Source organism: Arcticibacterium sp. (assembly GCF_055134445.1).
In genome coordinates, this window is sequence record NZ_JBSRVI010000172.1 from 1 (window position 1) to 26,102 (window position 26,102).

Genomic DNA, 26,102 nt, shown 5'->3' on the forward strand with positions numbered 1-26,102 from the left:
ACCACCAAAACTACCTCCACCAAAGCCGCCGAAGCCACCGCCACCTCCTCCACCAGACCAGCCTCCACCGCCGCCCCAGCTTCCTGAATGGTTTCCCCAACCCGTATAAGTAGTATATGGAAAAGCCGAACCTTTACTCATCATTCCACCTCCACCATTTCCACCTTTTGACATCGATCTTATAACCCAAAAGATGATTAACAAAACTATCAAAAAACCGAAAATTGGAAAATCTTCTGCCTCCTCTGGCTCTGCTTCAAACTCTCCAGAGGTATATTTCATTATAGCGGATGTGCCTTCATCTATACCTTGATAAAACTGACCTTCCTTAAAACGAGGAATAATAATTCGGTCTACTACCCTTTTGGCGTATGCATCTGGCAAACCACCTTCTAAACCGTAACCCGTGGCTATGTAAACTTTTCTATCTTCTGTAGCCCATAAGACCACTATACCATTATTCTTACCATCATGGCCAATACCCCATTCTCTCCCCAGCTTTACAGCATAAGAATTCATATCGGAAGGCTCCACGGTTTTTACCACCACTACCGCTATTTGATTAGAAGTGGTATCGTCAAAGTTTACAAGCTTATTTTCTAGGCCTTGAATTTCTGAAGCAGATAGTACGCCTACAAAATCGTTTACGAGTTTTGCGGGCTTAGGCACAGCTGGAATATCCTGAGCCACTGCCGAAAAGAAAGTCAAAAGACACAGTAATCCTGCTCTAAATGGCTTAGAAAAGTTAAAATGTCTTAGTCTTTTTATCATTTAATTGTTCCAAAAGAGATATCATTCGAGATTTCATTGACATCATCAGATTGATAAGGAAAATGTTTTTGAAGGGCTTTACCCGCCATTTCTATAGCCAAGCTTAAGCCCTCTACGGTATTTCCAGAGTTTAAGTATTGATGCATTAAATTTTTCTCTTCCTCCCAGAAGTTTGCCCCCACTTTCTCATGGATGCCTTGGTCTCCTAAAATCGCAAATGTCCTATCTCTAATAGACAGATAAAACAAAACGCCATTTCTAAGTGCTGTTACATCCAGTGATAATAGAATGAACACTTCTTTGGCTCGCTCCACAGGGGAGTCTAAAGGGCAGTGGTCTTCCACATGCACTTTAATCTCTCCGGAGGTTTGTAATTCGGCTTCATTAATGGCATTCACAATGCGATTCTTTTCCGCCTCAGAAAAAAATTTCATAAATTATTTTTTGAAATCAAAGTCAACATCAGGAGCGTTTTGTGCACCTTCAGCCGCTTCAAAGAAAGCTTTCTTAGAGAATCCAAATAGGCCAGCCATCAGATTGTTAGGGAATGTTCTTACTGATAAGTTGTACTCCCCTACTCCAGCATTAAAATCGTTTCTAGCAACAGAAATCCTATTTTCTGTACCTTCTATTTGAGCCTGAAGCTCTAAAAAGTTCTGGTTTGCCTTTAGTTCCGGATATCTCTCTACAGAAACCAGCAATCTACTTAAAGACCCACTTAACTGGTCTTGAGCAGCTTGAAATTTAGCCATATTTTCTGGCGTAAGTTCATCAGCCGACAACTGAATGGCCGTGGCTTTAGAACGTGCTTCTATAACATCTGTAAGTGTACCTCTTTCAAAGTCAGCCGCACCCTGTACCGTTTTAACAAGATTTGATATCAAATCTGCTCTACGTTGATACTGTGTTTGTACATTAGACCACAATTTATCCACGTTATTGTCTTTTTCTACTAGTCCGTTATATGAATTACATCCATACATCCCAAACAATAATAAGAAGACAACAATGCCTAGCGTTCCGAATTTTTTCATTTTGAAATGAGGGGTTTATTTAGTTTAAAATTATGTAATCAAATGTATCAATTCTCATTCGTTTCTCAAACCCATTAATGAAAACTGGTTTAAAACCGATTTAAGAGGTGAATTTCCTAATATCAGATCTTAGCTTAAATCCACAATGGCGTTAGGATAATCAATTTCTTCGCGAGGATCTGCTGAGTACAGGCCTTCAATCTGTGCAAGACTGAGATCTTTTAATTCTGGCAGCCACTTCTTCACAAAAGCTGCTTCGGGGTCATACTTCTCTGCTTGTTTCTTAATATGGAAGTATCTATTAGGGCGTGGGTCGTTTCCTATGCCAGCGATATAGTTCCAGTTACCCCAGTTGCTACATACATCATAGTCAATAAGCATACTTTCAAAATACCTAGCTCCCCACCACCATTCAATTTTAAGGTCTTTAGTAAAGAAACAAGCCACTATTTGCCTTCCTCTGTTTGACATATAACCCGTTTCCTTGAGCTCACGCATATTGGCATCTATAAATGGAATACCAGTTTCTCCATCCATCCATTTTTTGAAGGCTACTTTATCCTGGCTCCAAACCTTATTCATATCATGCTTAATACCGCATACTTTGAACAAACGTATACCATATTTTAAAGCCACAAGGTGAAAATAGTCTCTCCAAATTAGCTCAAAAATAACCCAATAGGTAGATTCATTCTTGATGATCTTCTCTTCAAAAAGGCGTACTTCTTGATATATCTTTCTTGGAGAAACACAACCCAAGCTCACCCAGGCAGATAGTTTAGATGAAAAATCATTCCCTAACAGACCATTTCTAGTCTCTTTATACGTTTTAATATTTTCTGTTTTCCAAATGAAATTTTCTAACTGAGCCAATCCCGCAGTTTCCCCGCCTTTATAAAACGGTGGATTAGCTTTAATTTCTTCCTTTTCAAATCCCAAATCTTCAAGGGTTGGAATTTCCATCGATTCAATATCCTCTACACTTTCTAGCTTGTCTGGAGTTCCAAAAAGAGGACGCACTTTAGCATGCACGTCCATTTTCTTTCTAAAATCTGTAAATACATCTGGAAGAAATTTAATCTGGAAAGGTAAATCTCTCACATGGTATAATGTGGCACCCCATATAAGCTCTATGTCAATATTTAACCTTTTCAGCTTTTGCGAAAGCTCAAACTCCATGGAAGTTTCTTCCTGCGTAACCTCTTTAGAAGCTAAAACATATAGGACGTTCTTCTCTGCTGCTATTTTAGCCAATTCTTCATCTGGCTTACCTATTCTTATTATAAGATCAGACCCTCTTTCTTTAAGACTTTTCTTTAAATCTTGAAGAGACTCTAAAAGAAACTGAGCCCTAAAGTGGCTCGTTTTCCTAAAACCAAAACCAGTTTTTCTAAACTGACTTGGTTCAATCACGAACACAGGAATAACCCTACCCAAATCCGTGGCTCTTAGGAAAGCTTCATTGTCATGTAACCTTAGATCATTTCTGAACCAGAAAAGAATGTTTTGCATATTAAGAAGATAGATTTAATGCAAAACTAACAAGTATTTGCCTTAACCCCTGAAAGCTCTTTTAAAGTTTTCCGTTTAAGTCCCAGTAATATTCTTTATAAGTGATAGCTGTACCTGCTTTAGCCTTTGTTTTGGCATACTTGTTAATCCAACTTTCTATAGTGGCTGTTTTCTTAAAATCTCCACCATACCAGTCAAAAAGTTTGGAAACATTCATTTTAGATGCGGTAACCTCATTTTTAAAGGAATCATTGATAAATCGAACGCCTTGGTCATCCAACTGAGCATTTAATCTGGAAGCTTCAAAAGCCTCGTTTCTCAAAGGCGGGCATGATTTAGCGGCACACACTAAAGCAAAATGAATACGAGGTTCCTTAAACTCCTTTCTGATAATACCATGTTCAATATTATTCAAATCCATTTCTTTACCGCCAATTTTGATGAATTTAACATCCCAAGGGGTATTTACGAAAGGTATTTTAATTTTGCTACCAATATCTTTTATACTACTTATGTTTTGGTCTGCATTATTTAAAATCAATTTTACCGTAAAAGCATTATAGGCGTTAATCCAGTAAGCCAGTTTTTCGTTGGTAGACCAGCTGCTTGCGGGTGCGTTTTTAGAAACCAAAGCCAAATATTTATCTAGCTGAGCTTCCTCCTTGGCAAAACCAGCATAATTGACAAAGCCCTTATCGTCCACATATTTTTTCAACAAACCATCCCAAACGCTATGGCTAATTGGAGCGGCATTAGATTCCGGAGTATCAATGGCAAAACAACTGCTTAGAGCAAAAAGTAAAGCTGTAAACAATGTATAATATCTATTTTTCATGTGTAACATATTTTTTTTAATCTTGTGAATTTAGTTACGAGTTTAAAGTTTAAAAGGTTTGTAAGATTCTGTTAATAGCGTTTTGTCCGCAGTTTTATTTAACGATTAAGCCTGTTAAATTAAATTAAAATAGATTTAACAAATTGGACTAAACACATATCAGCCAAATATACTAACTACAAGAAAAAGCCTATACGACAAAATAACGCTTGTGGTTAACAATTTAATAATGTTTCTCTTATCATAATTTGTGGTATTTTTTTTATATTTATAGGGAGACATATAAAATGGGATTTTAATCGGAAACAAAAAGAAAGTACTTTTGTGACTGAGTCAAATTCTCTAAGTGTATTTATAGACTCTTACAAACTAATTAATGTCAAATTCTTCTAAACAAATTAACCCAAGTGTTATGGTGAGAAAGTTTACTTTTTTGCGAGCAGGTTTGCTTGCTATGGTAGCTATGTTTATGGCTACTGCTGTTTTTGCACAGAGTGTTATTTCCGGAACTGTTACAGACGGAACTAACAACGAACCTCTTATTGGTGCTTCTGTATCTGTAAAAGGTACTTCTATCGGTTCTACAACTGATATAGATGGTAAATATACATTGAAAGGAATTCCTACTGGCCAACAAACTTTGGTTATTTCTTTCATCGGTTTTGACCGTCAGGAAATTGCTTATAATGGCTCTCAAAGTGTCGTTAACATCACCTTAGTTGAGAACTTGAACTCACTAGAGGAAATCGTTGTAACTGGTGTAATGGATATCGCGAAAGATAGACAAACGCCAATCGCAGTTTCAACAATTACACGTTCTGAAATAGCTTTGAAAACAGGAAACCAAGAGTTTCCAGATATTCTTAAAGCTACTCCGTCTGTTTATACGACCAAAGGTGGTGGTGGATATGGTGATTCTAGAATCAGTGTGAGAGGTTTTGACCAATCTAATACTGCATTCTTATTAAATGGTCAACCTATCAACGGTATGGAAGATGGCAAAATGTACTGGTCTAACTGGCAAGGTGTAATGGACGTAGCTGATGCCGTTCAAATCCAAAGAGGTTTAGGTTCTTCTAAATTAGCTATTTCTTCTGTAGGTGGTACAGTTAACATCGTAACTAAGACTGTTGACGGCACTAAAGGTGGTTTTGTTCAAGCAATGGTTGGTAACGACGGATACCTTAAAACTACTGCTTATGCATCTACGGGTCTTATGGAAAATAAATTTGCTTTTGCAGCTCTTTTAGGGCACTGGCAAGGTGATGGTTATATCGACAACACACAAGGAAGTGGACAAACATACTTCATCTCTGTTGGATACCTACCTTCTCCAAAACACAAATTGAACTTCTTAGTTACTGGTGCTCCACAAAGACACTACCAAAGAAACTCTTATAGACTTTCTACTTTAATTGAAAAAGGTAGAAGATATAACGGTAACTCTGTACTAGATGACGTGGTACCATCTGTAGGTGGTAACTATTACCACAAGCCTATTGCTAACCTTAGCTGGGATTACGCTATCAACAAAACGACCTCTCTTGCTACTGTACTTTACGGTTCGTGGGGTAGAGGTGGCTCTATTGGTTTAAGAAACTATGCTGGACTTGATGGCGATTATTACAATCTTAATACAATTAGAGATGCAAACAGTTCTAAAGCTCCAAACGCAGCTGGAGATATTGTAGCTGACAGATCAAGAGTAAATGGCTCAAGAGTTTATGACGTATTAAGATCTTCTGCTAATGAGCACCAGTGGTACGGTATGATTACAAACTTCAACAAAAAGTTATCTGAGTCTTTCTCTTTCAATATTGGTTTTGATGCTCGTGCATACCACGGTGAGCATTTCAGAAGAGTTGTAGACTTCTTAGGTGCTGACGGATGGGATGATGGTGTGAAGCCAGTAAGTTTCCAAGGAAGCTCTTATTATGTAACCAAGGCTTATAGCTCTGGTCCATGGGCTGCTTCTTTCCATGACACTCCAAGAAACCAACGTTTCGGCTATGACAACCCAGAAGATATTCGTTACATCGGTGGTTTTACTCAATTAGAGTACACTATAGACAAACTTTCTGCTTTTGTTCAAGGAGCGGTTTCTTCTCAGTCTCATGTTCGTTACGATTACTTCAACTACCCAGCAGGTCAGGAAGCTTCTGATAAAGTTGTTAATCCTGGATATAACGTAAAAGGTGGCTTGAACTATAACTTGGATAGTCATAACAATGTTTTTGCTAATGCTGGTCATTATTCTCGTCAGCCTTTCCAAGATAACATGTTCTTGAACTTCAAAAACGATATTAATCCTCTTCTAACTAACGAAGCTATCACAGGCTTAGAATTAGGTTACGGATACAGATCTTCTCAATTTAATGCTAACGTGAACTTATACCATTCGGTATGGGCTGACAGAGTATTGTCTGGTGGATATTCTCTTCCTGATAACGTAGAAGGTTTCTACTCTTACCAAGGTGTTACTCAAATTCACAAAGGTATTGAGCTAGACTTCAGATATAACCCATCTAGGGTTTTAACTCTTAAAGGTGCCGCTTCTTTTGGTAACTGGAAATATGATGGCAATGCTACTTCTACCATCTATGACGATAGCCAAAACGTTGTTGAATCAGGCGAAACGCTTTATTTAGATGGTGTTAAAGTTGGTGATGCAGCTCAAACTTCATTTAACTTAGGTGCTATTGCAAGATTAGGTAAAGGATTCAGAGTAGATGCAGATTACTTCTACTACGGTAACCTTTTTGCAAGCATTAACCCTACAGATGCGGAGTTCAAAACTGCAAATAACAGAGGTTCTGTTCAGTTACCAAACTACAGCTTAGTAGACCTTGGTGTTTCTTACGAATTGAAAATGAACAATGCTAACAGCATCATGTTCAGATTAAATTCTAATAACTTATTCGATACAGAGTACATTGCGGAGTCTTATACTAACAAACACGCTGAAAGCGGAGATGCTATTTATGACACTAAGCAGGACATCAAATTTAGTACAGCCAATACTGCATTCTTCGGATACGGCAGAACTTGGAACTTCAGCGTTAGATACAAATTCTAATTCTTAAGGCACTCATTTAGAAATCCCGCTTCTTAATTGAAGTGGGATTTTTTTATGCCTTATCTTCAATTCAATTACAATTCGTAACTTCCCAAATAATTAAGCAATGTCCATGGAGATCATAAAAACACCAAAATCGGCTTTCGAGCAAATCACTGATTTCCCATTCAAAGAAAACTATGTGGATTTTGACCACCTCAAAATGCATTATATTGACGAAGGCGAAGGTGAAACAATTTTGGCTCTTCATGGTCAACCCACGTGGTCTTACTTATATCGTAAATTTATTCCCTCTTTAAAAGATCACCGGTTCATTGCTCCTGATTTGATTGGTTTTGGGAAGTCTGATAAAATTGTAGGTAGCCAAAACTATAGCTATGACCTGCATTTTAAATCTCTTAAGAATTTTATTGATAAGTTAGACCTCAATGACATCACACTCATAGTACAAGATTGGGGTGGCTTATTAGGTCTAGGTCTTTTAGGTCAATTCCCTGAAAGGTTTAAAAGGGTGGTTATTCTTAACACCTTTCTCCCGATTGGTAAACCCGTAAATTTTGGATTTAAGCTGTGGCAATGGTTTGCAAAGTATCACCCTTCTATTCCCACTGGCGGTGTAGTTCAGTTTGCCTCCGCATCAAAACTTTCCAAAGAAGTAATAGCCGCTTACAACGCTCCTTTCCCTTCAAAAAAGTATAAAGGCGGTGCAAAGTCATTCCCAAGACTAGTGCCCTCTCACCCAAGCCATGGTGGTGTAAAAGAAATGAAAGACGCTCGAGAGTTACTCTCTAAATGGGATAAACCAGCCTTAGTACTATTCTCCGACAAGGATAAAGTTTTTAGTGGGGCAGAGAAGTTCTTTTATAAGCTCATTCCTACCGTTAAAGACGACGAAAAAATTATCATAAAAAACGCAGGACATTTTCTTCAAGAAGAAAAAGGAGAAGAGATAGCTGAGTACATTGACAAGTTTATGAAAGGGCAAAAATTAATAGATTAGAGCATGCTTATAACATCATTTTAAGCCTATAAATAGATTATTGCGAATCTTTCATAAGTTGACCCTTATTCTACCCAAAATAACATTAACATCTTTAACATTACTCCTTAGTTTATTCGCGATTTCATGTTCCAATGAGAACACAGAAAGACCACAAAGAAGAACTTTTCTTTTAATACCTACCGCCTAATATGCCGCACATGCCATAATAAGCTTCTGAAGATTTCGAAGATACTTTCAAATAGATTCCTGTTCCGTGATGTGATTCAGGATATATAGCGGAGTGTGAGTGAATTATGAAACAAGCTGGGCCTCTAGAGAATACCTTGGTTACTTTTTCCAGCGATACTAGACCGTGACTGTTGATGGAGAAGACCTCCTAGATATATTCCTAAAAGGTCAAAAATCCAGCTCTCATACTCAAATACTTAGCAAGATTGCTAAATGTATTTTACTCATAACCAGACAGTTGAAATATTTGCTAATATTTTGAGCAACATTGTGCTAATATTTGTTGCACATTTGAATTGTCAAACATAAACGGTTTGATTTCAGGTCCTTAGTAACAAATAAAAAATACGATTATGTTAGCACTTAAAAATACATCTTCACAAAGAGTTTTTGTTCCTATTATCCCTTTAAGAAGAGAGCAGGAGAATCCTTTTGAAAAAGCTGCCACCATCACAAAGATGACTTCTAAAAATAAGAGTCTTTTAAGTCTCATGGCCGCTTTTGAATTAAAGTAAACTTAGATTACTATTCAAAAGAATTGATGTATTAGGCTTTGACCATTATGTAAACGTGGTTGAAACAAATATTCATCAAAAACGAATTAAAAATCAGAATAGACAAGTCCCTCTCAGGTGGGCGAAAATATTATTAAGAAAGCATGTAAATCAAAAAGAGACCGCTCCTGGCAGTCTCTTTTTTCTTGTCATCAGCACTTATCTAAAATCGCCTTCCCCTGCATCTCCGCCATCCACTTCGTCATTTCCACGGCTAGAGCTTTTCCTTTTAAACAAGCCTTTTCCGTCACTTTCCATTTTTCCGAAACGATATTGAAAATCAATACGAATACTTCTTCTATAAATACTTCTATTGTTATTAGTGATGAAATAATTTAGAGCATCCGTTCTGTTTTCCAGAGCAGATTTAAAGTCTATGGTTTTAACAAATGGGTTCTCTAATCCTAAGCCTATGCTTCCTCTTTTGTTATTAATACTTTTCTTAACCGTAATTCCATGAAAATAGAAGCCATTTCTAGTCCCCTGAAGCTGTACCCTTGGAGATCTATAGAACGCAAAGAAAGAGGCCGCCCAATCTTTCGGGAAGGAATACGAAGTATTTAAGTTAAGACCTCCACTCCAGCCTTCATTTGATATAGTGCGGTTATCCATATAAGTATAATCTACATTTACGCCACCACCCAAACGCCACTTACTTGTAGGATTTAAGTTCATAGAGACATTAGACCCATAACGCTTGTTTACACCAATATTCCCGTAAGTAGTTTCTGTTACATCTAATCCATCCTGACGAGTCACGTTACTGATAGACGTAATACTGTTATCTTCAATCCTAGAGAACACTGAGAAATTGATTGAATTGCTACCGAAGTACGTACTCATAGCTACTTCCAGCATATCAACCAACTCTGGAGACAAAGTCGGACTACCATAGGAGATGCTATTTGCATTAGAATAATCCACAAAAGGATTTAAATACCTAATTGACGGTCGTTGAATTCGCTGCGTGTAGCTTGTTCTAATAGAACCCGCTTTTTTGAAACGTTTTGAAAGTGTAATGCTAGGCAAGAAATTATCGTAATCTGGAATATCCACATTTGACAATTCTTTAAATTCTGCCTGAATAGTGGTTTTCTCATAACGTAAACCCGCTTGAACACCCCATTTATTTGGCAACTCTACAGTAAATGAAGAATAGCCGGCCAATACGTTTTGGTCATAATCTAAGAAATTAGATCTACCATCGTTAAATACATAACGACCCGTAGTCTCATTATAGCTATAGAAAAGTCCATCAGAAAGAGCCGATCGTAAAACGCCCTTTCCTCCCATTTCCCATTTCACTTTCTCACCCAAGGGTTGAACATAATCTAACTGGAAGCTCAATTCTCTATCTTTCCCTTGGTTTTCGCTGCTATCTGCTGACATTCCGTTTTGGAGAGCGGTATAGTAATTATTAGAGTTATTCTCAGAAACTTGGGCTAGAATAGTAAGTTCCTTTATTGGATTTTCGTACCTCTTAGTAAAGGTAAAATCCAAGTCACTCGAGTTACTTTTATCACTTTGATCAATGTCTCTAGTATTTTCAAAAATCAAATCTCTATTATTATCCAACAAGGTTGATAGCTGCTCTCCATCACTGCCCCTTAAACTGTTTCTTAAAGAGTAGGTAATAGAGAAGTTTGTTTTCTTATTAAAATCATAGTCAAAAGAGCCACTGTAACGCCCACCAGCCCGAACAGAGCGGCTGTCTTCAAGCTGGGTCAAGTAAGTTGCCTCACCATCTATAACACTCTCTCTCGTATTCTCGCCAATTGTTTTATAATTATAAGACGCTCTTCCACTTCCTCGTAAGGATACGCCCCATTTACCGTCACGAAGGTTTACGCTACCGTTAGCCGATGAGCCAACTAGGCCTGCACCAAGGTTTAAAGAACCGGTTACACCGGCAAGTGTATTCTTTTTCAAAATGATATTAACAATACCCGCAGTACCCTCTCCATCGTACTTAGCACTTGGTGAAGTAATAACTTCTACAGATTTAATTTGGTCTGACGGAATCTGCCTTAATGCTTCGCCTACACTACTGGCAAAAATTGCTGATGGCTTATTATTAATAAGTATTCTCACATTGGAACTCCCTCTAAGCTCAACTTCTCCATCTAAATCAACACTTAGCATCGGAACCTTTCTTAGAACTTCTTCCGCTGTCCCACCAGTATTAGAGATGTCTTTTTCGGCATTATAAACCAATCTATCTATTTTATCCTCTATCAAAGAAGATTGACCAACAACAGTTACGGCATCTAATTGGATATTATCTCCTATAAGTTTAATGTTATTTAAGTCTATGTTGGACATATTACTTTTCACTATCACATTCTCAATACTTTGTGGCTGATAGCCGATATAAGAAATGAGAATTTTATAGGTTCCCTTATTTAACCCTTCAAATTTAAATTTGCCATTACTTGAAGTTAGGGTACCATCTATGGCTTTTCCAGCACTCCATAGAGCTACCGCCGCAAATTCCACATTCTCTGAGCTTAAAGAATCTATAATAGTTCCTTGAATAATTGCATTACCCTCTTCTTTAGCCCCTGCAGGTTTTTGAGCAAAAGCAAAGACCGAGCAAAAACTGAGCAGCAGTAGTAATAGTGATTTCATAATAGTGAGATATAATTTTTCTTATGTTAAAAAAGCTTGTAATTAGTTAGACATTAAAATATTGTAAATGTTTGCTCTCAGCGGTTTACAAGTAAACAATAATAGATAAAGCACTTCGTTCTGTCGATAATTAAAAATTCTGACGACCAAAACAGGCATGTTTTTCCCTTTTGACACTTGATTTTCAATCCAGTGTGAAAAACTACGGAGTGAAATCTATGCACAACCAATGAAATAAAATCGCATTAGCCCTGACTTACGAGCAAGAAGAAGTTTTCAAAAAAATTACAACATTAACCCTAACTCTTTCCACAAAGAAAGTTATGATAAATCCAAGAGAGGGCATTATATGAAAGACTAAAGTGCCCTTCAGTAGATATAAATCTAAGATTTGTAGATTTAAAAGGCCACGAATCGACCAAACGGTATTCTTTCCAAAATACAAGTTATGTCATTTTGAGGAATTATTTACATTTTTCTAATATTCATATAACGACCCTCGGACATCCTTTCCTTCCGTTTCCATTTCCTTAAGTAACTTTTGGAATACTATTTCAATATTTTCATCCGTCATCTAAAAGAGGTAGCTTTGCACCCCATTTCAGAAGGATAAGTTTTTAGATATGAGTTTCGATAAAGAGTTTAAAAAGAGGAGGACATTTGCCATCATTGCCCACCCAGATGCTGGTAAGACTACCTTAACAGAAAAGCTTCTGTTATTTGGTGGTGCCATTCAAACCGCAGGAGCAGTCAAGTCTAATAAAATCAAAAAGTCAACCACTTCAGATTTTATGGAGATTGAAAAACAACGTGGTATCTCTGTGGCCACCTCTGTTATGACTTTTGAGTACAAAGACTTAAAAATAAACATTCTGGATACGCCAGGTCACAAAGATTTTGCGGAAGACACCTACAGAACGCTTACTGCTGTAGATAGCGTAATTTTAGTTATAGACTGTGTAAAAGGCGTGGAAGAGCAAACTGAAAGACTCATGGAGGTTTGTAGAATGAGAGCCACCCCCGTAATTATCTTTGTAAACAAGATGGATCGTGAAGGCCAAGATCCTTTTGATTTGTTAGATGAATTGGAACAAAAACTAGGATTTGGCGTAAGACCCATCACTTGGCCAGTAAATGGTGGTAAAGACTTTAAAGGTGTATATCACCTGCTAGATAAAAAGATGAACTTCTTCGCCGTCAATAAAACAAGACTAGAAGAAGACATATTTGAATACGACATTGAGTCTGAGGTTCTAAGAACCAAAATTGGTAATAAAGACGCCAATCAGCTTCAAGAAGACGTGGAGATGATTGAAGGTATTTACGATGAGTTTGACAGAGAAAAATATTTAAAAGGTGATTTGGCACCCGTTTTCTTTGGCAGTGCTGTGAGTAATTTTGGGGTAATGGAGCTTCTAGACACTTTCTGTAAGGTGAGTCCTTTACCTATCTCTAGGGCTACAGATGTAAGAATTGTGGAGCCTACAGAGAAAAAATTCACGGGTTTTGTTTTTAAAATACATGCCAATATTGACCCAAGACACAGAGACAGGATTGCCTTCCTGAGGGTTTGTAGTGGCACTTTTGAAAGAAGTAAGTTTTACGAACACGTAAGGCTCGATAAGAAATTTCGCTTTTCTAACCCCTATATGTTCATGGCGGATAGTAAAAACGTGGTGGAAGAGGCGTACCCAGGAGATGTGGTTGGACTTTATGACACTGGAAACTTTAAAATTGGAGATACATTAACCGAAGGCGAAGCTCTTCAGTTTACGGGCATACCAAGTTTCTCTCCAGAACTATTTAGAGAAGTGGTCAATGCCGACCCGATGAAATCAAAGCAGTTAGAGAAGGGCGTGCAACAACTGGCAGAAGAAGGTGTGGCTCAGCTATTTATCATGCAGCCTGGAAATAGAAAAATAATTGGTACAGTGGGAGAGCTTCAGTTTGAGGTTATTGAGCATAGGCTATTGCATGAATACGGTGCGAAAGCACGCTTTGAGGCAAAACCTTACTCTAAAGCCTGTTGGTTAACTTCCAATAAGCCAGAAAAACTTGAAGAATTTATAAGACTAAAGAATAACTTTATAGCTTATGATAAAGACAAAAACCCTGTGTTTCTTGCCGAAACCGACTGGATTTTAAGGATGAATACTGAAAATAATCCAGATATCACCTTCCATACCACGTCAGAATTTAAGGTAGCAGCAAAATAATAAGGTAATCATAAAAAAAGGAGGCTCAGGCCTCCTTTTTTTATCTAAATTTCACCAATAACCAGTATCAATCCTCAGGAAAAGGAATATAAACAAAGCTGGCAAACTTCCCATCCATTACAAAAAGACAGCAGTATTCTTCTGGATCTCGATAGTTTTCTTTAAAAAGTTCTTCCGATTCTTCTCCCACAATATTCCTTTCCAAAAACTCCTCAATCATAGATGCTTTATATTCGTATCCTGTACCGAAATCTTCTTTAAAAAATAGCGTATTCCCTATAGAAACATCCTCTTTAGTGGCAATAAAAACAGGAAACTTACTAAACTTCCTACTTCTGACCTGATAAGACGCCTCTTTCAAATTATCGCAGACTTTGATGAAATCTTCCGTCACTAAACCTAACTGATGTTTATCTAGCTCTGGCGAATTAGCGTCATCCAGTATTGTATTTTCGTTCGAATGATTAATCATATCTCTCTTTCTTTGTTGATTCTAAATTAATTTAAGCACCACTATATCCTTGCCGCTAAAAGCAACCTTAAATCCCTATGCCTAAGATTAAACTTCTTGGCAATATTCTGATGTGTAATATTTCCCTTAAAGGCGTAAACACCTTTTAAAAACCATTGGTTCGTCAGTATCATTTCATCCATACCACCTAAGTCCAAAATTTTCAACAATAATGGTGTGAAAATATTACTCAAACTATGGCTTGCCGTATTCCCTACTCTAGAAGCAATATTAGGAACAGCATAGTGAATGACACCGTGTTTTTTATAAACGGGTTCTTCGTGCGTTGTGGGCACGGAAGTCTCTATACAGCCTCCTTGATCTATAGCTACATCAACCAAAACAGCATTTTTTTTCATGGTCTTTACCATATCTTCTGTAACCACCAAAGGAGACCGTCCTCTTTCTGAACGCATAGCAGCCACTACCACATCTGCCTCTGCCAGTGCTTTACACAGATTGTGAGAGTCTAGAATTGATGTAAAAATGTGCTGACCTAAATAATATCTTAAACGCTGTAATCTATATAAATGTGTATCAAATATTTTAATATCGGCTCCTAGTCCCAAGGCAGCCCTAGCCGCAAACTCCGCAACGGTTCCAGCCCCTAAAATAACAACAGAAGTAGGCGGAACGCCCGCTATACCTCCTAAGAGGGTTCCTTGTCCTCTTCCTAAATATTCCGATGCCAAGAGTATAGCAGAACTACCGGCTATTTCGCTCATGGCTCTAATCACCGACAGGTTTCCTGCGGCATCTTCCATAAACTCAAAACCTATGGCCGTTATCCTTTTTTCTATCAAAGCCTCAAAATATGCCTTAGATTGCTGAGGAAGCTGCAATGCCGACAATAAGGCACCACCTGGTTTCATTAAAGCTATTTCCGCCAAATCGGGAGGATTAACTTTTAAAACTATTCTAGAGGAAAAAACTTCATCTCTTGCCAAACAAACCTGTGCACCAGCCTCAGTATATGCTTCATCCGTAAAGTTTGCTGGGACACCCGCACCCTTTTCTACCCTCACACTCCAGCCATTTCTAATTAAAACAGATACAGAATCTGGGCTTAAAGCAATTCTTTTTTCCAAAGCTGAACTTTCTTTAGGCAGCCCTATCGTCAAGTCTTGACCTCTTGTCTCTACTGCTAAAGGTTTTTCCTGCGTTTCTAAGACAGTAGAACTTCCTATATTCAATTCTGGATTTTGGGTCATTAACTAATTATTTCAAGTTCAACTTTTCTCGTTTGATTATCATTTGTGTCAATTCTTATGAGCAAATGAGGTAGTGGCAATAAGTTATCAATAACCTGCGGCCACTCTATCAAACATATTTTACCACTATAAAAATACTCTTCTACTCCAAAATCATAGGCCTCTTCCTCATTCTTTAACCTATAAAAGTCAAAATGAAAAATTTCTTCTCCTCTATCCGTTTCATAAACGTTGACAATAGAAAAAGTAGGGCTTTGAACAGCGTGCATGACACCCAGATGTTTGCAAAGCTCTTTGATTAAAGTAGTTTTTCCAGCTCCCAAATTCCCTTCAAATTTCCATACGGATTTATCCTCAGCAAAAGAAATAATTTGCTCGGCTGTGTCCCTAACTTTTTCTAAAGAAATTTGTTCAAAAACCTTTTTCACTGTAACCACAAAAATACTACATTTTTTAAAAACGCGGTTCCAAAGAGGCTAGCCAAAACTCTATTTCTTTATTAAATAAAAAATCTTTAATAAAGTAAGCTGCTTTTGGTTTTAACGTTCAAATTTTAAGACCTTTGTGTTTTAATTCCAATAGACTTTCCGGGCTTATGAATGATGGCAGAAAACATGTGATTCTATTCTTCTTTTTTACCATCGGTATAATTTACGTTTTTAGGCTTTTTTACCTTCAAGTAATTGACCCTAAGTATCGTTCAATAGAGGCTACCAATGCTATCAAAAGACATATTGAAGTTCCGCTACGTGGGCAAATTTATGACCGAAACCATAAACTTCTGGTAAGAAACGAGGAGGTATACAATATGTATGTCACGCCCGTCAAAGTTAAAAACCTTGATACCCTAAAATTCTGTAAAGTTTTTAATATTGACAGAAACTATTTTGATAGCACAATGGCTTTAGCTACAAAATATTCTAAAAACAGAGCATCTATTTTTAAAAAGCAATTGAGCAAAACCGATTTTGCAACTGTGGCAGATGCCATGGTAAACTTTAAAGGTTTTCATTTTGAGCAATCTTTCTTTAGAACATATCCTGGACACACCCTTGCCAATGCCCTCGGTTATATAGGAGAGATCCCAAGAAAATTATACGACGAACAAGAATCAAAATACTATAGGCAAGGAGATTTCATTGGACTTTCGGGCATTGAAAAATCTTATGAAGAAGAATTAAGAGGTGTAAGGGGTGTAAAGTATACCCTTATGAATGTAAAAGGTGAAGCCAAAGGGATGTATGAAAACGGCAGCTACGACACCACCGCTGTAGTAGGCAGAGACCTCTATTCTTCCATTGATATGGAACTTCAGCAGCTAGCCGACAGTTTATTTCAAAATAAAGTGGGGGCCATAGTGGCCATAGAACCCAAAACTGGCGAAATATTAGTCATGGGCTCCTACCCCACTTATGACCCAAACCTACTTTCTGGAAAAGCTTTTTCAGAGAACTATTTAAACCTAATAAGAGACCCTGACAAACCCACCTTTAACAGAGCCATATCTTCATTTTACAGACCGGGTTCCACCTTTAAACTTGTGCAAGCCGTAGTGGGTTTACAACAGGGTGTCATCAATCCAATGTCTTCGTTTATTGGAGCTTTCTCTCCTATGGGTTGCCATGGGCATGGGCTTCATCACCTTATAAACTTAAATAATGCGGTTCAGTATTCGTGTAATCCTTATTTCTATAATGTCTTTAAAAGAATTATAGAAAACACTAAAGAAAAAAGCCCATTCATTGGAGCTAGAGAAGGATTGACCCGTTGGCGAGATATGATGGAAAAGTTTGGTTTTGGCACCCAACTCGGTATTGATATACCTGGAGAGAAAAGCCAACTTCTACCAGGACTACCACTCTATGATAAATATTATGGTGAAAATAGATGGAAATTCTCAAATATTTATTCTCTGGCTATTGGTGAAGGGGAAATCGGCTTGGATGTTTTAAAATTAGCCAATATGACTGCTGTTTTTGCGAATAAAGGCTACTGGATTACCCCACATCTTATAAGAGGTGTAGGGGCAGACAAAAAAGGAATGAAACCAGAGAGGCTACAGGTTCATCAAACGGGCATTGCTGCAGAGCATTTTTCTGCTATTTATAACGGTATGGAGGAAGTTTTAAGAGCAGGTACCGCACGACAAGCTTTTATGGCAGATATTCCAATTTTAGGTAAAACAGGAACATCTCAAAATAAAAAAGGAAAAGACCATGCCATTTTCATTGCTTTTGCACCAAGAGATAACCCTCAGATTGCCATTGCGGCTGTAGTAGAAAATGCTGGATTTGGTGGCTCATCAGCGGCACCTATATCTTCCCTGCTTATTGAAAAATTCCTTACAGGCAAAGTAGAAAGAAGAGCCCTTGTGGAAAGAATGAAAAATACAAGTTACACGACGGTGGCAGCTTCTGCCGTAGCAAAATAATTGAATGGCAGGAGAGATTAACATCAAAAGAGGGATTGACTGGATTACAGTTTTATTATACTTAGCACTTGTTATGGTAGGCTACCTTAACATTTACGCAGCGGTATTTAACCCAGAAGACCCAATCGCATTTTTCTCATTGGCTCATAATGCAGGTAGGCAGCTATTATTTTTGTCGCTTTCCATGATCATTGTGGTCATTATTCTATTTGTAGATTATAAGGTTTACGACTCTTTTGCCTACATTTTCTATGGGCTTATGATTCTTCTACTGATTGCCACCATATTTTTAGGGAGTGACGTAAAAGGCTCCAAGTCATGGATAAAGTTAGGATCCTTTTCCCTGCAACCCGCAGAATTTGCAAAAACAGTCACGGCCTTAGCCTTGGCTAAATTTTTAAGTACCCAGACCGTAAACCTTAAGAAATTTCAAGACCTGTGGAAAACGGCGGCTATTATTCTTGTACCGCCTATCATTATTATTCTTCAAAAAGAAACAGGATCTGCCCTTACATTTGCCATTTTCATGGTAGTACTATATAGAGAAGGCTTGCCGGGAATTTATCCGGCCTTGTTTCTAGGCTTCGTGCTCATTTTGGTTCTTTCTTTATTTTACTCCAAATGGTACATACTAGGTGGCTTGTTAGTTTTAGGAATTATTTTGTGGTATCTCATTTTCACTAAAAGAGATAGAAGCAGGTCAAATCTCTACAAGCTTTTAGGTCTATTTCTACTCTTCTCCACATTTGCTATGGGTTTAGATTTTTTCCTTACCAAAGTTTTACAACCCCATCAGCAAAGAAGAATTGAAGCTCTGGTAAACCCAGATGCGGATCCATTAGGTGCTGGATGGAACGTCACGCAGTCCAAAATTGCGATTGGCTCGGGAGGATTTTTAGGAAAGGGCTACTTACAGGGCACACAAACTAAATTTGATTTTGTACCAGAGCAATCTACAGACTTCATTTTCTGTACAGTTGGAGAAGAATGGGGTTTTGTTGGCAGCTTGGTTTTACTCGCTCTTTACCTAGGGCTTTTTACCCGACTCATACTCCTAGCCGAACAGCAGCGAGATAAATTTGCCCGAGTATATGGCTACTGCGTAGCCTCAATCATGTTTTTCCATTTATTAGTAAATATAGGAATGACCATTGGTCTTATGCCAGTAATTGGAATACCACTCCCCTTTGTGAGTTACGGCGGGTCTTCTTTGTGGTCCTTCACTATTCTGTTATTTATATTTCTGAAACTTGATGCTCACAGAAGCTTTAAAGTGTAGTATATATTTCAGACAAATTGAAAACAATGAAATCTATTTATCTTATCCCAACTTTACTAGCACCAGAAACCAAAGCGGCTGTTCTACCGATGGAGGTTATAGAACACGTAAAGCACTTGAATGTTTTCTTTGTTGAAAACATAAAAACAGCTAGAAGGTTTATTGCGGGTTTAAAGATTGACAAAGTAATAGATGACATCACCTTTCACATTCTCACCAAAGACTCTGACTTTGAAGAGACCTTTACCATTATGTTAGGATTGGAACAAGATGCTGGTATCCTTTCCGAAGCGGGCTGCCCAGGAATAGCAGATCCTGGTGCTTTAGCTGTGGAGATTGCTCATCAGTTAGATTATAATGTAGTGCCTCTGGTAGGCCCCTCCTCTATCCTATTGGCTCTTATGGCCTCTGGCTTTAACGGACAAAGTTTTGCGTTCAACGGATACCTTCCTATAGATAATAAAGAAAGAGCTAAGAGAATTAAAGAATTAGAAAGATTAAGCCATACCTCTGGTCAAACACAGCTCTTTATGGAAACGCCATATCGAAACCGTCAGTTATTTCAGGCTTTACTAGAAACCTGTAACCCAAACACCAAACTAACCATCTCTGCCAACCTCACGGGCTCAGATGCTTTTTCTAAGACCAAGAGCATCGCAAAATGGAAAAGTTACAAAAATCTCGACATTCATAAAAAACCAGCCATATTTGGTTTTGGCTCCTAGCCCAAAAGTTCATCTAAACGAACAACCCCTTTTTTATCTACAAACGTCATTTTCAGGGCTTTGGCACGCTGCAATACCGCTTCATAAGCTGTTCTTGGTATCTCTACAGCTCCATACCTTAATACATTGTCGTTTATAAACTGTGTATCCAAAAGTTCAAAGTTTCTATTTTTCAAAATTTCAACAAGATAATGAAAGGCTACTTTAGAGGCATTGGAAACTTTATGAAACATAGATTCTCCAAAAAACGCTCCCCCCAAACTCACCCCATATAATCCACCCACCAAAACACCATTCTCATAAGCTTCTACAGAATGGGCAAAGCCCAACTCATTTAAAGCACAATACACATTTATAATTTCATCAGAAATCCAAGTTTCATCGTTAACAAACCTTGGTTTGGCACATTGCTCCATCACCGTTTTAAAGTCACGATTGATATAGATATCAAACTGTCTCCTATTAATTACTGGTCTTAAAGATTTTGAAGGTTTATAAGCGTCTATCGGAATGATAGCTCTGGGCTCAGGGGCGTACCAAGAAATCTCCCCATCGGCATCCGCCATAGGGAAAAAACCATTTAAATAAGCATAAATTAAATCTTCAACCTTAAGAGACATATCAAGAATCCATCAGCCAGATTTTATCTTCCTTAAAGTTTTGTTCAGTCCACTCCACCAAAACCCTTTGTGTATCTTGTGTATTAACTTTCCTGCCCGTATAATCTGGTTGAATTGGCAAGTCTCTGTTATAGCTCCTATCTATAAGACATAAAAGCTCCACCTTAGCTGGCCTACCAAAAGCTTGCATGGCATCAATAGCCGCTCTCACCATTCTTCCCGTCGCTAAAACATCATCTATTAAAATGACATTCATTTTTTCAATTACAAAATTAATATGGGTGGCATTAGGCTTTAAAATAGAATCTCTCCTTCTAAAGTCATCTCTGTAAAATGTAGCATCCAGCGTACCATTCAAAACCTTATGACCTAACTGATGCTCTAAAATCTCGACAATTCTATCCGCCAGAAAAATGCCTCTTGGCTGAAGACCGATAATTACTGCGTTTTCTAAACTTCCATGATTCTCAATAATTTCTTGAGATAACCTCTTCAGAATAACACTCAGCAGTGGCTGATTTAGAATTAACCTCTTTTTACTCATTTGCTAGTTGGCATTAAAAACAAAAATATTGACTTCTTCGGAAAATGACTAGTAGCTAAATAGAAAATCTGTTTCATGACATCTATTAATATGCAACAACAAACGCAATTAGAGCATTTAGCTATAAAGGCACTAACACAATGGACTTATATTTGTCAAAATCAAATTTAAGGTATCATTACTACCCTTTTTAATGAACAATATTTTTAGAAGCCTTTTTAAAAGAAAGCCCTCAGAGGCAAACAGAGAGGCTGATGCAAAATCAGAAGATAAACCAGAAATGAAATACTTAATCGTAGGTCTAGGAAATATAGGCCCTAAATACGCCTTCACCAGACATAATGTTGGCTTCATGGCTCTGGACAAGCTTGTAGCACAGGAAGGCATTCCTTTCACTATGGAGAAACTAGCTTATCATTCAGAATGGAAATCCAAAGGCAGAACCATACACCTTATTAAACCCACCACTTTTATGAATCTTTCTGGTAAAGCCCTACAGTACTGGATGAACTTAAAAAAAATACCTGTTGAAAATGTTTTGGTCTTAGTAGATGACCTCTCTCTTCCCGCAGGCAAACTTCGACTCAAGCCAAAAGGCTCGGCAGCAGGGCATAACGGGCTAAAAGATATCGAAAGAGCCTTACAATCAAACGAGTACGCCAGACTTAAGATTGGTATTGGTAGCGACTTCCCTAAAGGAAGACAAGTAGATTATGTCTTAGGCAACTTCCCTGAAGATGATATGATTGAAATATTTAACAAACTGGACAAGGTAAAAGAAATGATTTCTAGCTTTTGTTTCACCGGAATTGAGAGAACGATGAACTCCTTTAATGAATAATTGTACTTTTAGAAGAACTTTCACCAGTGCTTGAATTAGATACTTTACATAGTTAATTTTTTTAATAATAGAATATTGTTTGGTAACGAACGCTCATATTAACAACAGATGAACCATGACGTCTGCAAAATAACTAAATAACAAAATGTTATACTGATTGGCATTGCCGAAAGAATTTGCTCAAAACTAAGAAACCCACCATATTTGTATCGTAATCAAAAAACGGAATCATAAATATTCCACGAATTATGACAAATAAAATAATAACTTTAGTACTTATAATTGCAACAGCTATTTCGGGAGTGAACTCAGCTAAAGCAGCCGACTCAGTAAACGTTCGTTCAAACAATATATACCTTTCAGCAGGTTCTGAATTCAATTTCAAAACCTTCATGAATAAAAAAGCAAAGAGATTTGTAAAAAAGAACAACGACGAGTGGGCAACATTCAACAATGTGGTACGTCTTTATAACGACCAAACTGGAAGTTTTTTAAATCTTTCTGAAACAGAGAGAGCAAAGTTTTCTGAAGCTGTAGCCAGCATCAATACTAAGCTTGACAAAATGAACAGCAGAGAGTCTCAAATTTGGCTACAAAAAGTTGATGTAACTGAAAAAGTTTTCAACTTCCTTTGGAGCACTAAATTAGAAGAAAGACAAATTGAAAATTATTACAAAATTCCAACTGTTAAGTTTGAAGCTGCAGTAGGAAGATAATAAAGAAATAAACTTTAGTGAGTTGGGCTACCCAGCCCTCTCGCAAAAAGTTTCATAATTTAATAGGTTAGGGTTGAATAGATAAATGCCGCTCCTCATGGGGGCGGCTATTTTTTTATATCCATTTCTAGATTCTTCTTTCGGAAGAAATTACCAAAGGCTAAATACAAGCACTCACAAAGCCACGCCTTTCTTCTCTCAAAAAGAAGGGATGGTCGCCAGCCGAACAAATCATCCATACCACCTTATTGTCAATATCTATATTTAGTTCTATTTTTAAAGTAGTCAACCCTTTAAAAATAGATGCAAAAACTAGCGATTTTAGGTTCAGGATGTATTTCCGAAATCTACGCCTCGTCCATTTTAGGCCAAAGAAGTAAAGATAAAATATTAGTTGTTGCGTCACGTAGTGAAGTTAACACCAAGAAATTTGCAGAAAAGTTTAACATCCCATCCTATAGCACGGACCTAAAAAAAGCCATTAATCACCCTGAAATTGACATTGTGGTAATAAACTACCTCCATATGGAAGCCGTAATGGAGTTCGTTAAAGCAGGAAAAGGCCTCATCTGCACCAAACCCCTCGGAATAAATGGTGAAGAGGCTTTAAAGATGCTCAAAGCGGTAGAAAAGGCTGGTATATTTCATGGCTACATGGAAGACCTGGTATACACGCCCAAAACATTAAGATCCATTGAAAGTATAAAACAGGGCTCCTTAGGTCGCATACTATGGGCTCGTTCCAGAGAAGCCCACCCTGGGCCACATAGCGATTGGTTTTGGGATAAAGAAAAGGCCGGTGGAGGAGCCATTTTAGACCTGGCCTGCCATTGTATAGTAATAGCCAGGAGCTTTATTGGCAAAAACCAAAAACCCATAGAGGTGATGTGCTGGGCAGCCACTCAAGTAAAGCCCATAGAAGCCGAAAACCACGCCATTGGCCTAGTAAAGTATGCCAATGGAGCCATAGGGCAGTTTGAAGTAAGCTGGACCTTTAGAGGCGGCCTAGACCTCCGCGACGAAGTAATGGGTACCGAAGGCACCGTTTGGCTAAATCACTTCTTACCCACGGGTTTTGATATGTTCACAGCATCAGGCCAAAGCGGATATGTAGCAGAATCAGATTCTGGATGGATATTTCCTGTGGCAGACGAAAATCAAGTTCTGGGCTACAACCACATGTTCAACGATATGTTTTCGGCGTTTGAGAATGGCACTGAACCGATTGAAACCTTCTATGATGGTTACATCGTAAACGTGATTATGGATGCTGCTTATACCTCCGTAAAGTCTAAAAAATGGGAGCCCATACATATAGAGGATTGGCGAGGTGACGAGCCTGAAAACGGAGCTACACCAGACTTAGTCCATTATGATGACAACTTCTACACTTATCAAAGAGGAAATACTACCCGATGGAGGTAAAAAACTCATTTTAAAAGACAAAAAAACGGGCAAAATTATCAGAAAATAAATTAGACATGGAAACCTTCCAAAAACCAAATAGGTAATGAACAGTAAAATAAAAATACAATTATCAGTCATGATGTTCCTCCAGTTTTTTGTCTGGGGAGTTTGGTATGTTACCATGGGTACCTACATGTTCAAAATAGGCTTTGACGGTCTCAGTGTAGGTGCTGCATACAGTACGATAAACTGGGGAGCCATCATTTCGCCTTTTGTTATAGGAATGATAGCCGACCGGTTTTTCTCTGCTGAACGCGTACTGGGCGTTATGCACATCACCGGAGGACTTATTCTATACTACCTCATCCAAATTACAGAACCCACAGCCTTCTTTTGGACGCTATTAATTTATGCCCTTCTCTATATGCCTACTTTGGGTCTAGCTAATGCCATATGCTTCAACCAAATGACAGACACTAAAAAAGAATTTCCACCTATCCGAGTGCTAGGGACTATCGGCTGGATAATTTCAGGCTTAACCATTGGCTGGTTGAACATAGAAGACTCAAACATGGTTTTCAAAATTGGCTCGGGAGTGTCTATTCTATTGGGGTTATACAGCTTTACCTTACCTAAGACACCTCCAAAAAGCAAAGAAAAAAAACCTTCCCTTAGAGACATTCTAGGACTTGACGCCCTAGCCTTGTTGAAAAACAGAAGCTTTGCGGTATTCATACTTTGTTCTCTACTCATTTCAATTCCATTGGCCTTTTATTACAGTTTCACCAATCCATTTCTAAACGAAATAGGAATGGAAAATGCCGCTGGAAAAATGACCCTAGGGCAAGGCTCAGAACTACTTTTCATGCTTCTTATGCCACTATTATTTACCCGATTAGGCGTAAAGAAAATGTTATTAATAGGCATGCTGGCATGGGTAGTCCGATATTTGTTTTTTACATACGGTGACAATGACGCTTTGGTGAGCATGCTCTATATGGGCATCATCTTACATGGCATCTGTTATGACTTTTTCTTTGTAACGGGTCAAATCTACGTAGACCAGACTGCTCCAAAGGAAATACAAGCGTCTGCACAAGGATTTATCACACTCATCACCTATGGACTCGGAATGCTCATTGGTAGCTGGTCTTCTGGATGGTTTGTAAAACAATACACCCTAGAAGACGGAAGCCACCTATGGCAAAGCATCTGGCTCATACCAGCAGGAATGGCACTAATTGCCGCCATTTTATTTTGGATACTTTTTAATGAGAAAAAAACTTTATCTGTAGCAAAAAAATAAATAGCACCTAAACAAAAGACTACCAACGAGTTAGTGAAATACTTTAAAAAAAGTGTCAATTATTTTAAAATATTTTTAACCTAGGTATTGACTGGAACAATAATTTGCCTATCTTTGCACCTCCAAATCAGGAAGAGGATTTCAATTTGGAAGCTGGTCTGGTAGTTCAGCTGGTTAGAATACCTGCCTGTCACGCAGGGGGTCGCGGGTTCGAGTCCCGTCCAGACCGCAGCTTAAAAGCCTCATAATCATACGATTGTGAGGCTTTTTTCATCAAACTCCTTCGCTGAAAAAAAACGATTTAAACATAGTTCGGGTAAAGAGCAAAATCTGGGGATGAGTTCTTTAAGCATATATTTGACATAGTCTAAAAAGGAAGAATTGAATACTCCTGACACCTCTAAATCTAGCCCTAAAAGCTTTTATCTTGGCACGGTGTAACACCTCGCTTAAAGGATTCTGCTGAAGCATTGGTACTTCTGTTATCGAAACAATTAAGAATAGTTCTGTAATGATGCTCAAATGTTCGGGCAATTGAATTAAAGGATTTAAAGCCTGCTTGTCTTACTTCTTCATGCCATTTGGCTAGTCGAGCTAAACCATAGGTTTGGTCAGTGGTCTTGTCATAAATCTCGGCTAGTTTAATACCCAGTC

24 protein-coding genes and 1 tRNA gene are annotated in these 26,102 nt (G+C 38.0%); 12 read left to right on the top strand and 13 right to left on the bottom strand.

Annotated features, from left to right (window positions below):
- The 5 genes from ACTBZY_RS22730 to ACTBZY_RS22750 all read right to left on the bottom strand — a co-directional run.
- The coding region (locus ACTBZY_RS22730) for a TPM domain-containing protein (RefSeq protein WP_463048693.1) at nucleotides 1-771 on the bottom strand (771 nt) is incomplete at its 3' end.
- Entirely contained in the window at nucleotides 768-1,205 is a 438-nt protein-coding gene (locus tag ACTBZY_RS22735; RefSeq protein WP_463048694.1) for a TPM domain-containing protein, read from the bottom strand. The genes ACTBZY_RS22730 and ACTBZY_RS22735, both read right to left, overlap by 4 nt.
- Before the next feature lie 3 nt (nucleotides 1,206-1,208).
- A complete protein-coding gene (locus tag ACTBZY_RS22740) occupies nucleotides 1,209-1,805 on the bottom strand; it encodes a LemA family protein (protein WP_463048695.1) in 597 nt (198 codons plus the stop codon).
- 129 nt (nucleotides 1,806-1,934) lie between these two features.
- Nucleotides 1,935-3,317: a DASH family cryptochrome gene (locus ACTBZY_RS22745; RefSeq protein ID WP_463048696.1), complete on the bottom strand. Its 1,383-nt coding sequence runs from the start codon at nucleotides 3,315-3,317 to the stop codon at nucleotides 1,935-1,937.
- 61 nt (nucleotides 3,318-3,378) lie between these two features.
- Entirely contained in the window at nucleotides 3,379-4,152 is a 774-nt protein-coding gene (locus ACTBZY_RS22750; protein ID WP_463048697.1) for a DUF547 domain-containing protein, read from the bottom strand.
- A gap of 376 nt (nucleotides 4,153-4,528) precedes the next feature.
- Between ACTBZY_RS22750 and ACTBZY_RS22755 the strand changes: the two genes are divergently transcribed.
- From ACTBZY_RS22755 to ACTBZY_RS22765, 3 genes are all read left to right on the top strand, one after another.
- The gene (locus ACTBZY_RS22755) at nucleotides 4,529-7,228 is read left to right on the top strand and encodes a TonB-dependent receptor (protein WP_463048698.1); all 2,700 of its coding nucleotides are present in this window, start codon (nucleotides 4,529-4,531) and stop codon (nucleotides 7,226-7,228) included.
- A gap of 112 nt (nucleotides 7,229-7,340) precedes the next feature.
- Nucleotides 7,341-8,228 carry a haloalkane dehalogenase gene (locus tag ACTBZY_RS22760; RefSeq protein ID WP_463048699.1) on the top strand — a complete coding sequence of 296 codons (888 nt, stop codon included), beginning with the start codon at nucleotides 7,341-7,343 and terminating at the stop codon, nucleotides 8,226-8,228.
- Between the two features lie 584 nt (nucleotides 8,229-8,812).
- Nucleotides 8,813-8,974: a hypothetical protein gene (locus ACTBZY_RS22765; RefSeq protein WP_463048700.1), complete on the top strand. Its 162-nt coding sequence runs from the start codon at nucleotides 8,813-8,815 to the stop codon at nucleotides 8,972-8,974.
- Between the two features lie 198 nt (nucleotides 8,975-9,172).
- Here the strand turns inward: ACTBZY_RS22765 and ACTBZY_RS22770 are convergent, their stop codons facing one another.
- The gene (locus tag ACTBZY_RS22770) at nucleotides 9,173-11,641 is read right to left on the bottom strand and encodes a TonB-dependent receptor (protein WP_463048701.1); all 2,469 of its coding nucleotides are present in this window, start codon (nucleotides 11,639-11,641) and stop codon (nucleotides 9,173-9,175) included.
- 623 nt (nucleotides 11,642-12,264) lie between these two features.
- On the opposite strand from ACTBZY_RS22770, the gene ACTBZY_RS22775 reads away from it, so the two are divergent.
- Nucleotides 12,265-13,857 carry a peptide chain release factor 3 gene (locus tag ACTBZY_RS22775; RefSeq protein WP_463048702.1) on the top strand — a complete coding sequence of 531 codons (1,593 nt, stop codon included), beginning with the start codon at nucleotides 12,265-12,267 and terminating at the stop codon, nucleotides 13,855-13,857.
- Nucleotides 13,858-13,924: 67 nt separating this feature from the next.
- Here ACTBZY_RS22775 and ACTBZY_RS22780 read toward each other — a convergent pair whose 3' ends face one another.
- Genes ACTBZY_RS22780 through tsaE form a run of 3 tightly spaced genes read right to left on the bottom strand, consistent with a single transcriptional unit; the run spans nucleotide 13,925 to nucleotide 16,016 of the window.
- Nucleotides 13,925-14,329, bottom strand: coding sequence for a hypothetical protein (locus tag ACTBZY_RS22780; protein WP_463048703.1), 405 nt, complete (start codon nucleotides 14,327-14,329; stop codon nucleotides 13,925-13,927).
- A gap of 41 nt (nucleotides 14,330-14,370) precedes the next feature.
- Nucleotides 14,371-15,579: an alanine dehydrogenase gene (locus ACTBZY_RS22785; protein WP_463048704.1), complete on the bottom strand. Its 1,209-nt coding sequence runs from the start codon at nucleotides 15,577-15,579 to the stop codon at nucleotides 14,371-14,373.
- A complete protein-coding gene (tsaE, locus tag ACTBZY_RS22790) occupies nucleotides 15,579-16,016 on the bottom strand; it encodes a tRNA (adenosine(37)-N6)-threonylcarbamoyltransferase complex ATPase subunit type 1 TsaE (RefSeq protein ID WP_463048706.1) in 438 nt (145 codons plus the stop codon). Before tsaE ends, ACTBZY_RS22785 begins: the two co-directional genes overlap by 1 nt.
- Before the next feature lie 158 nt (nucleotides 16,017-16,174).
- On the opposite strand from tsaE, the gene ACTBZY_RS22795 reads away from it, so the two are divergent.
- Genes ACTBZY_RS22795 through ACTBZY_RS22805 form a run of 3 tightly spaced genes read left to right on the top strand, consistent with a single transcriptional unit; the run spans nucleotide 16,175 to nucleotide 20,014 of the window.
- Nucleotides 16,175-18,010 carry a penicillin-binding transpeptidase domain-containing protein gene (locus tag ACTBZY_RS22795; RefSeq protein ID WP_463048707.1) on the top strand — a complete coding sequence of 612 codons (1,836 nt, stop codon included), beginning with the start codon at nucleotides 16,175-16,177 and terminating at the stop codon, nucleotides 18,008-18,010.
- Between the two features lie 4 nt (nucleotides 18,011-18,014).
- A complete protein-coding gene (gene rodA / locus ACTBZY_RS22800) occupies nucleotides 18,015-19,289 on the top strand; it encodes a rod shape-determining protein RodA (protein WP_463048708.1) in 1,275 nt (424 codons plus the stop codon).
- 26 nt (nucleotides 19,290-19,315) lie between these two features.
- Nucleotides 19,316-20,014: an SAM-dependent methyltransferase gene (locus tag ACTBZY_RS22805; protein ID WP_463048709.1), complete on the top strand. Its 699-nt coding sequence runs from the start codon at nucleotides 19,316-19,318 to the stop codon at nucleotides 20,012-20,014.
- On the opposite strand, the gene aat is transcribed toward ACTBZY_RS22805, so the two are convergent.
- A complete protein-coding gene (gene aat / locus ACTBZY_RS22810; protein ID WP_463048710.1) occupies nucleotides 20,011-20,634 on the bottom strand; it encodes a leucyl/phenylalanyl-tRNA--protein transferase in 624 nt (207 codons plus the stop codon). The two genes, ACTBZY_RS22805 and aat, sit on opposite strands and share 4 nt — an antisense overlap.
- 1 nt (nucleotide 20,635) lies before the next feature.
- Complete coding sequence (gene pyrR, locus ACTBZY_RS22815) at nucleotides 20,636-21,178, bottom strand: bifunctional pyr operon transcriptional regulator/uracil phosphoribosyltransferase PyrR (protein ID WP_463048711.1); 543 nt, start codon at nucleotides 21,176-21,178, stop codon at nucleotides 20,636-20,638.
- 280 nt (nucleotides 21,179-21,458) lie between these two features.
- On the opposite strand from pyrR, the gene pth reads away from it, so the two are divergent.
- Both pth and ACTBZY_RS22825 read left to right on the top strand, forming a co-directional pair.
- On the top strand, nucleotides 21,459-22,019 hold the full coding sequence (gene pth / locus ACTBZY_RS22820) for an aminoacyl-tRNA hydrolase (protein WP_463048717.1): 561 nt from the start codon (nucleotides 21,459-21,461) through the stop codon (nucleotides 22,017-22,019).
- A 248-nt stretch (nucleotides 22,020-22,267) separates the two neighbouring features.
- On the top strand, nucleotides 22,268-22,735 hold the full coding sequence (locus ACTBZY_RS22825; RefSeq protein ID WP_463048712.1) for a hypothetical protein: 468 nt from the start codon (nucleotides 22,268-22,270) through the stop codon (nucleotides 22,733-22,735).
- A gap of 160 nt (nucleotides 22,736-22,895) precedes the next feature.
- Here ACTBZY_RS22825 and ACTBZY_RS22830 read toward each other — a convergent pair whose 3' ends face one another.
- Nucleotides 22,896-23,024 (bottom strand): hypothetical protein, encoded by a 129-nt coding sequence (locus tag ACTBZY_RS22830; RefSeq protein ID WP_463048713.1) that lies wholly within the window; start codon nucleotides 23,022-23,024, stop codon nucleotides 22,896-22,898.
- Between the two features lie 14 nt (nucleotides 23,025-23,038).
- On the opposite strand from ACTBZY_RS22830, the gene ACTBZY_RS22835 reads away from it, so the two are divergent.
- The 3 genes from ACTBZY_RS22835 (at nucleotide 23,039) to ACTBZY_RS22845 (ending at nucleotide 25,677) form a co-directional block, all read left to right on the top strand.
- Complete coding sequence (locus ACTBZY_RS22835; RefSeq protein WP_463048714.1) at nucleotides 23,039-24,160, top strand: Gfo/Idh/MocA family protein; 1,122 nt, start codon at nucleotides 23,039-23,041, stop codon at nucleotides 24,158-24,160.
- An 85-nt stretch (nucleotides 24,161-24,245) separates the two neighbouring features.
- Nucleotides 24,246-25,448 carry a nucleoside permease gene (locus ACTBZY_RS22840; RefSeq protein WP_463048715.1) on the top strand — a complete coding sequence of 401 codons (1,203 nt, stop codon included), beginning with the start codon at nucleotides 24,246-24,248 and terminating at the stop codon, nucleotides 25,446-25,448.
- Between the two features lie 155 nt (nucleotides 25,449-25,603).
- Nucleotides 25,604-25,677 (top strand) — tRNA-Asp (locus ACTBZY_RS22845).
- A gap of 183 nt (nucleotides 25,678-25,860) precedes the next feature.
- Here ACTBZY_RS22845 and ACTBZY_RS22850 read toward each other — a convergent pair.
- The coding region (locus ACTBZY_RS22850; protein ID WP_463048716.1) for a transposase at nucleotides 25,861-26,102 on the bottom strand (242 nt) is incomplete at its 5' end.

Excerpts from the sequence above, each read along its gene's own strand:
- ACTBZY_RS22735 (WP_463048694.1), bottom strand. The coding sequence starts at position 1,205 with ATGAAATTTTTTTCTGAGGCGGAAAAGAATCGCATTGTGAATGCCATT.
- ACTBZY_RS22740 (WP_463048695.1), bottom strand. The coding sequence starts at position 1,805 with ATGAAAAAATTCGGAACGCTAGGCATTGTTGTCTTCTTATTATTGTTT.
- ACTBZY_RS22745 (WP_463048696.1), bottom strand. The coding sequence starts at position 3,317 with ATGCAAAACATTCTTTTCTGGTTCAGAAATGATCTAAGGTTACATGAC.
- ACTBZY_RS22750 (WP_463048697.1), bottom strand. The coding sequence starts at position 4,152 with ATGAAAAATAGATATTATACATTGTTTACAGCTTTACTTTTTGCTCTA.
- ACTBZY_RS22755 (WP_463048698.1), top strand. The coding sequence starts at position 4,529 with ATGTCAAATTCTTCTAAACAAATTAACCCAAGTGTTATGGTGAGAAAG.
- ACTBZY_RS22760 (WP_463048699.1), top strand. The coding sequence starts at position 7,341 with ATGGAGATCATAAAAACACCAAAATCGGCTTTCGAGCAAATCACTGAT.
- ACTBZY_RS22765 (WP_463048700.1), top strand. The coding sequence starts at position 8,813 with ATGTTAGCACTTAAAAATACATCTTCACAAAGAGTTTTTGTTCCTATT.
- ACTBZY_RS22770 (WP_463048701.1), bottom strand. The coding sequence starts at position 11,641 with ATGAAATCACTATTACTACTGCTGCTCAGTTTTTGCTCGGTCTTTGCT.
- ACTBZY_RS22775 (WP_463048702.1), top strand. The coding sequence starts at position 12,265 with ATGAGTTTCGATAAAGAGTTTAAAAAGAGGAGGACATTTGCCATCATT.
- ACTBZY_RS22780 (WP_463048703.1), bottom strand. The coding sequence starts at position 14,329 with ATGATTAATCATTCGAACGAAAATACAATACTGGATGACGCTAATTCG.
- ACTBZY_RS22785 (WP_463048704.1), bottom strand. The coding sequence starts at position 15,579 with ATGACCCAAAATCCAGAATTGAATATAGGAAGTTCTACTGTCTTAGAA.
- ACTBZY_RS22795 (WP_463048707.1), top strand. The coding sequence starts at position 16,175 with ATGAATGATGGCAGAAAACATGTGATTCTATTCTTCTTTTTTACCATC.
- rodA (WP_463048708.1), top strand. The coding sequence starts at position 18,015 with ATGGCAGGAGAGATTAACATCAAAAGAGGGATTGACTGGATTACAGTT.
- ACTBZY_RS22805 (WP_463048709.1), top strand. The coding sequence starts at position 19,316 with ATGAAATCTATTTATCTTATCCCAACTTTACTAGCACCAGAAACCAAA.
- aat (WP_463048710.1), bottom strand. The coding sequence starts at position 20,634 with ATGTCTCTTAAGGTTGAAGATTTAATTTATGCTTATTTAAATGGTTTT.
- pyrR (WP_463048711.1), bottom strand. The coding sequence starts at position 21,178 with ATGAGTAAAAAGAGGTTAATTCTAAATCAGCCACTGCTGAGTGTTATT.
- pth (WP_463048717.1), top strand. The coding sequence starts at position 21,459 with ATGAAATACTTAATCGTAGGTCTAGGAAATATAGGCCCTAAATACGCC.
- ACTBZY_RS22825 (WP_463048712.1), top strand. The coding sequence starts at position 22,268 with ATGACAAATAAAATAATAACTTTAGTACTTATAATTGCAACAGCTATT.
- ACTBZY_RS22835 (WP_463048714.1), top strand. The coding sequence starts at position 23,039 with ATGCAAAAACTAGCGATTTTAGGTTCAGGATGTATTTCCGAAATCTAC.
- ACTBZY_RS22840 (WP_463048715.1), top strand. The coding sequence starts at position 24,246 with ATGAACAGTAAAATAAAAATACAATTATCAGTCATGATGTTCCTCCAG.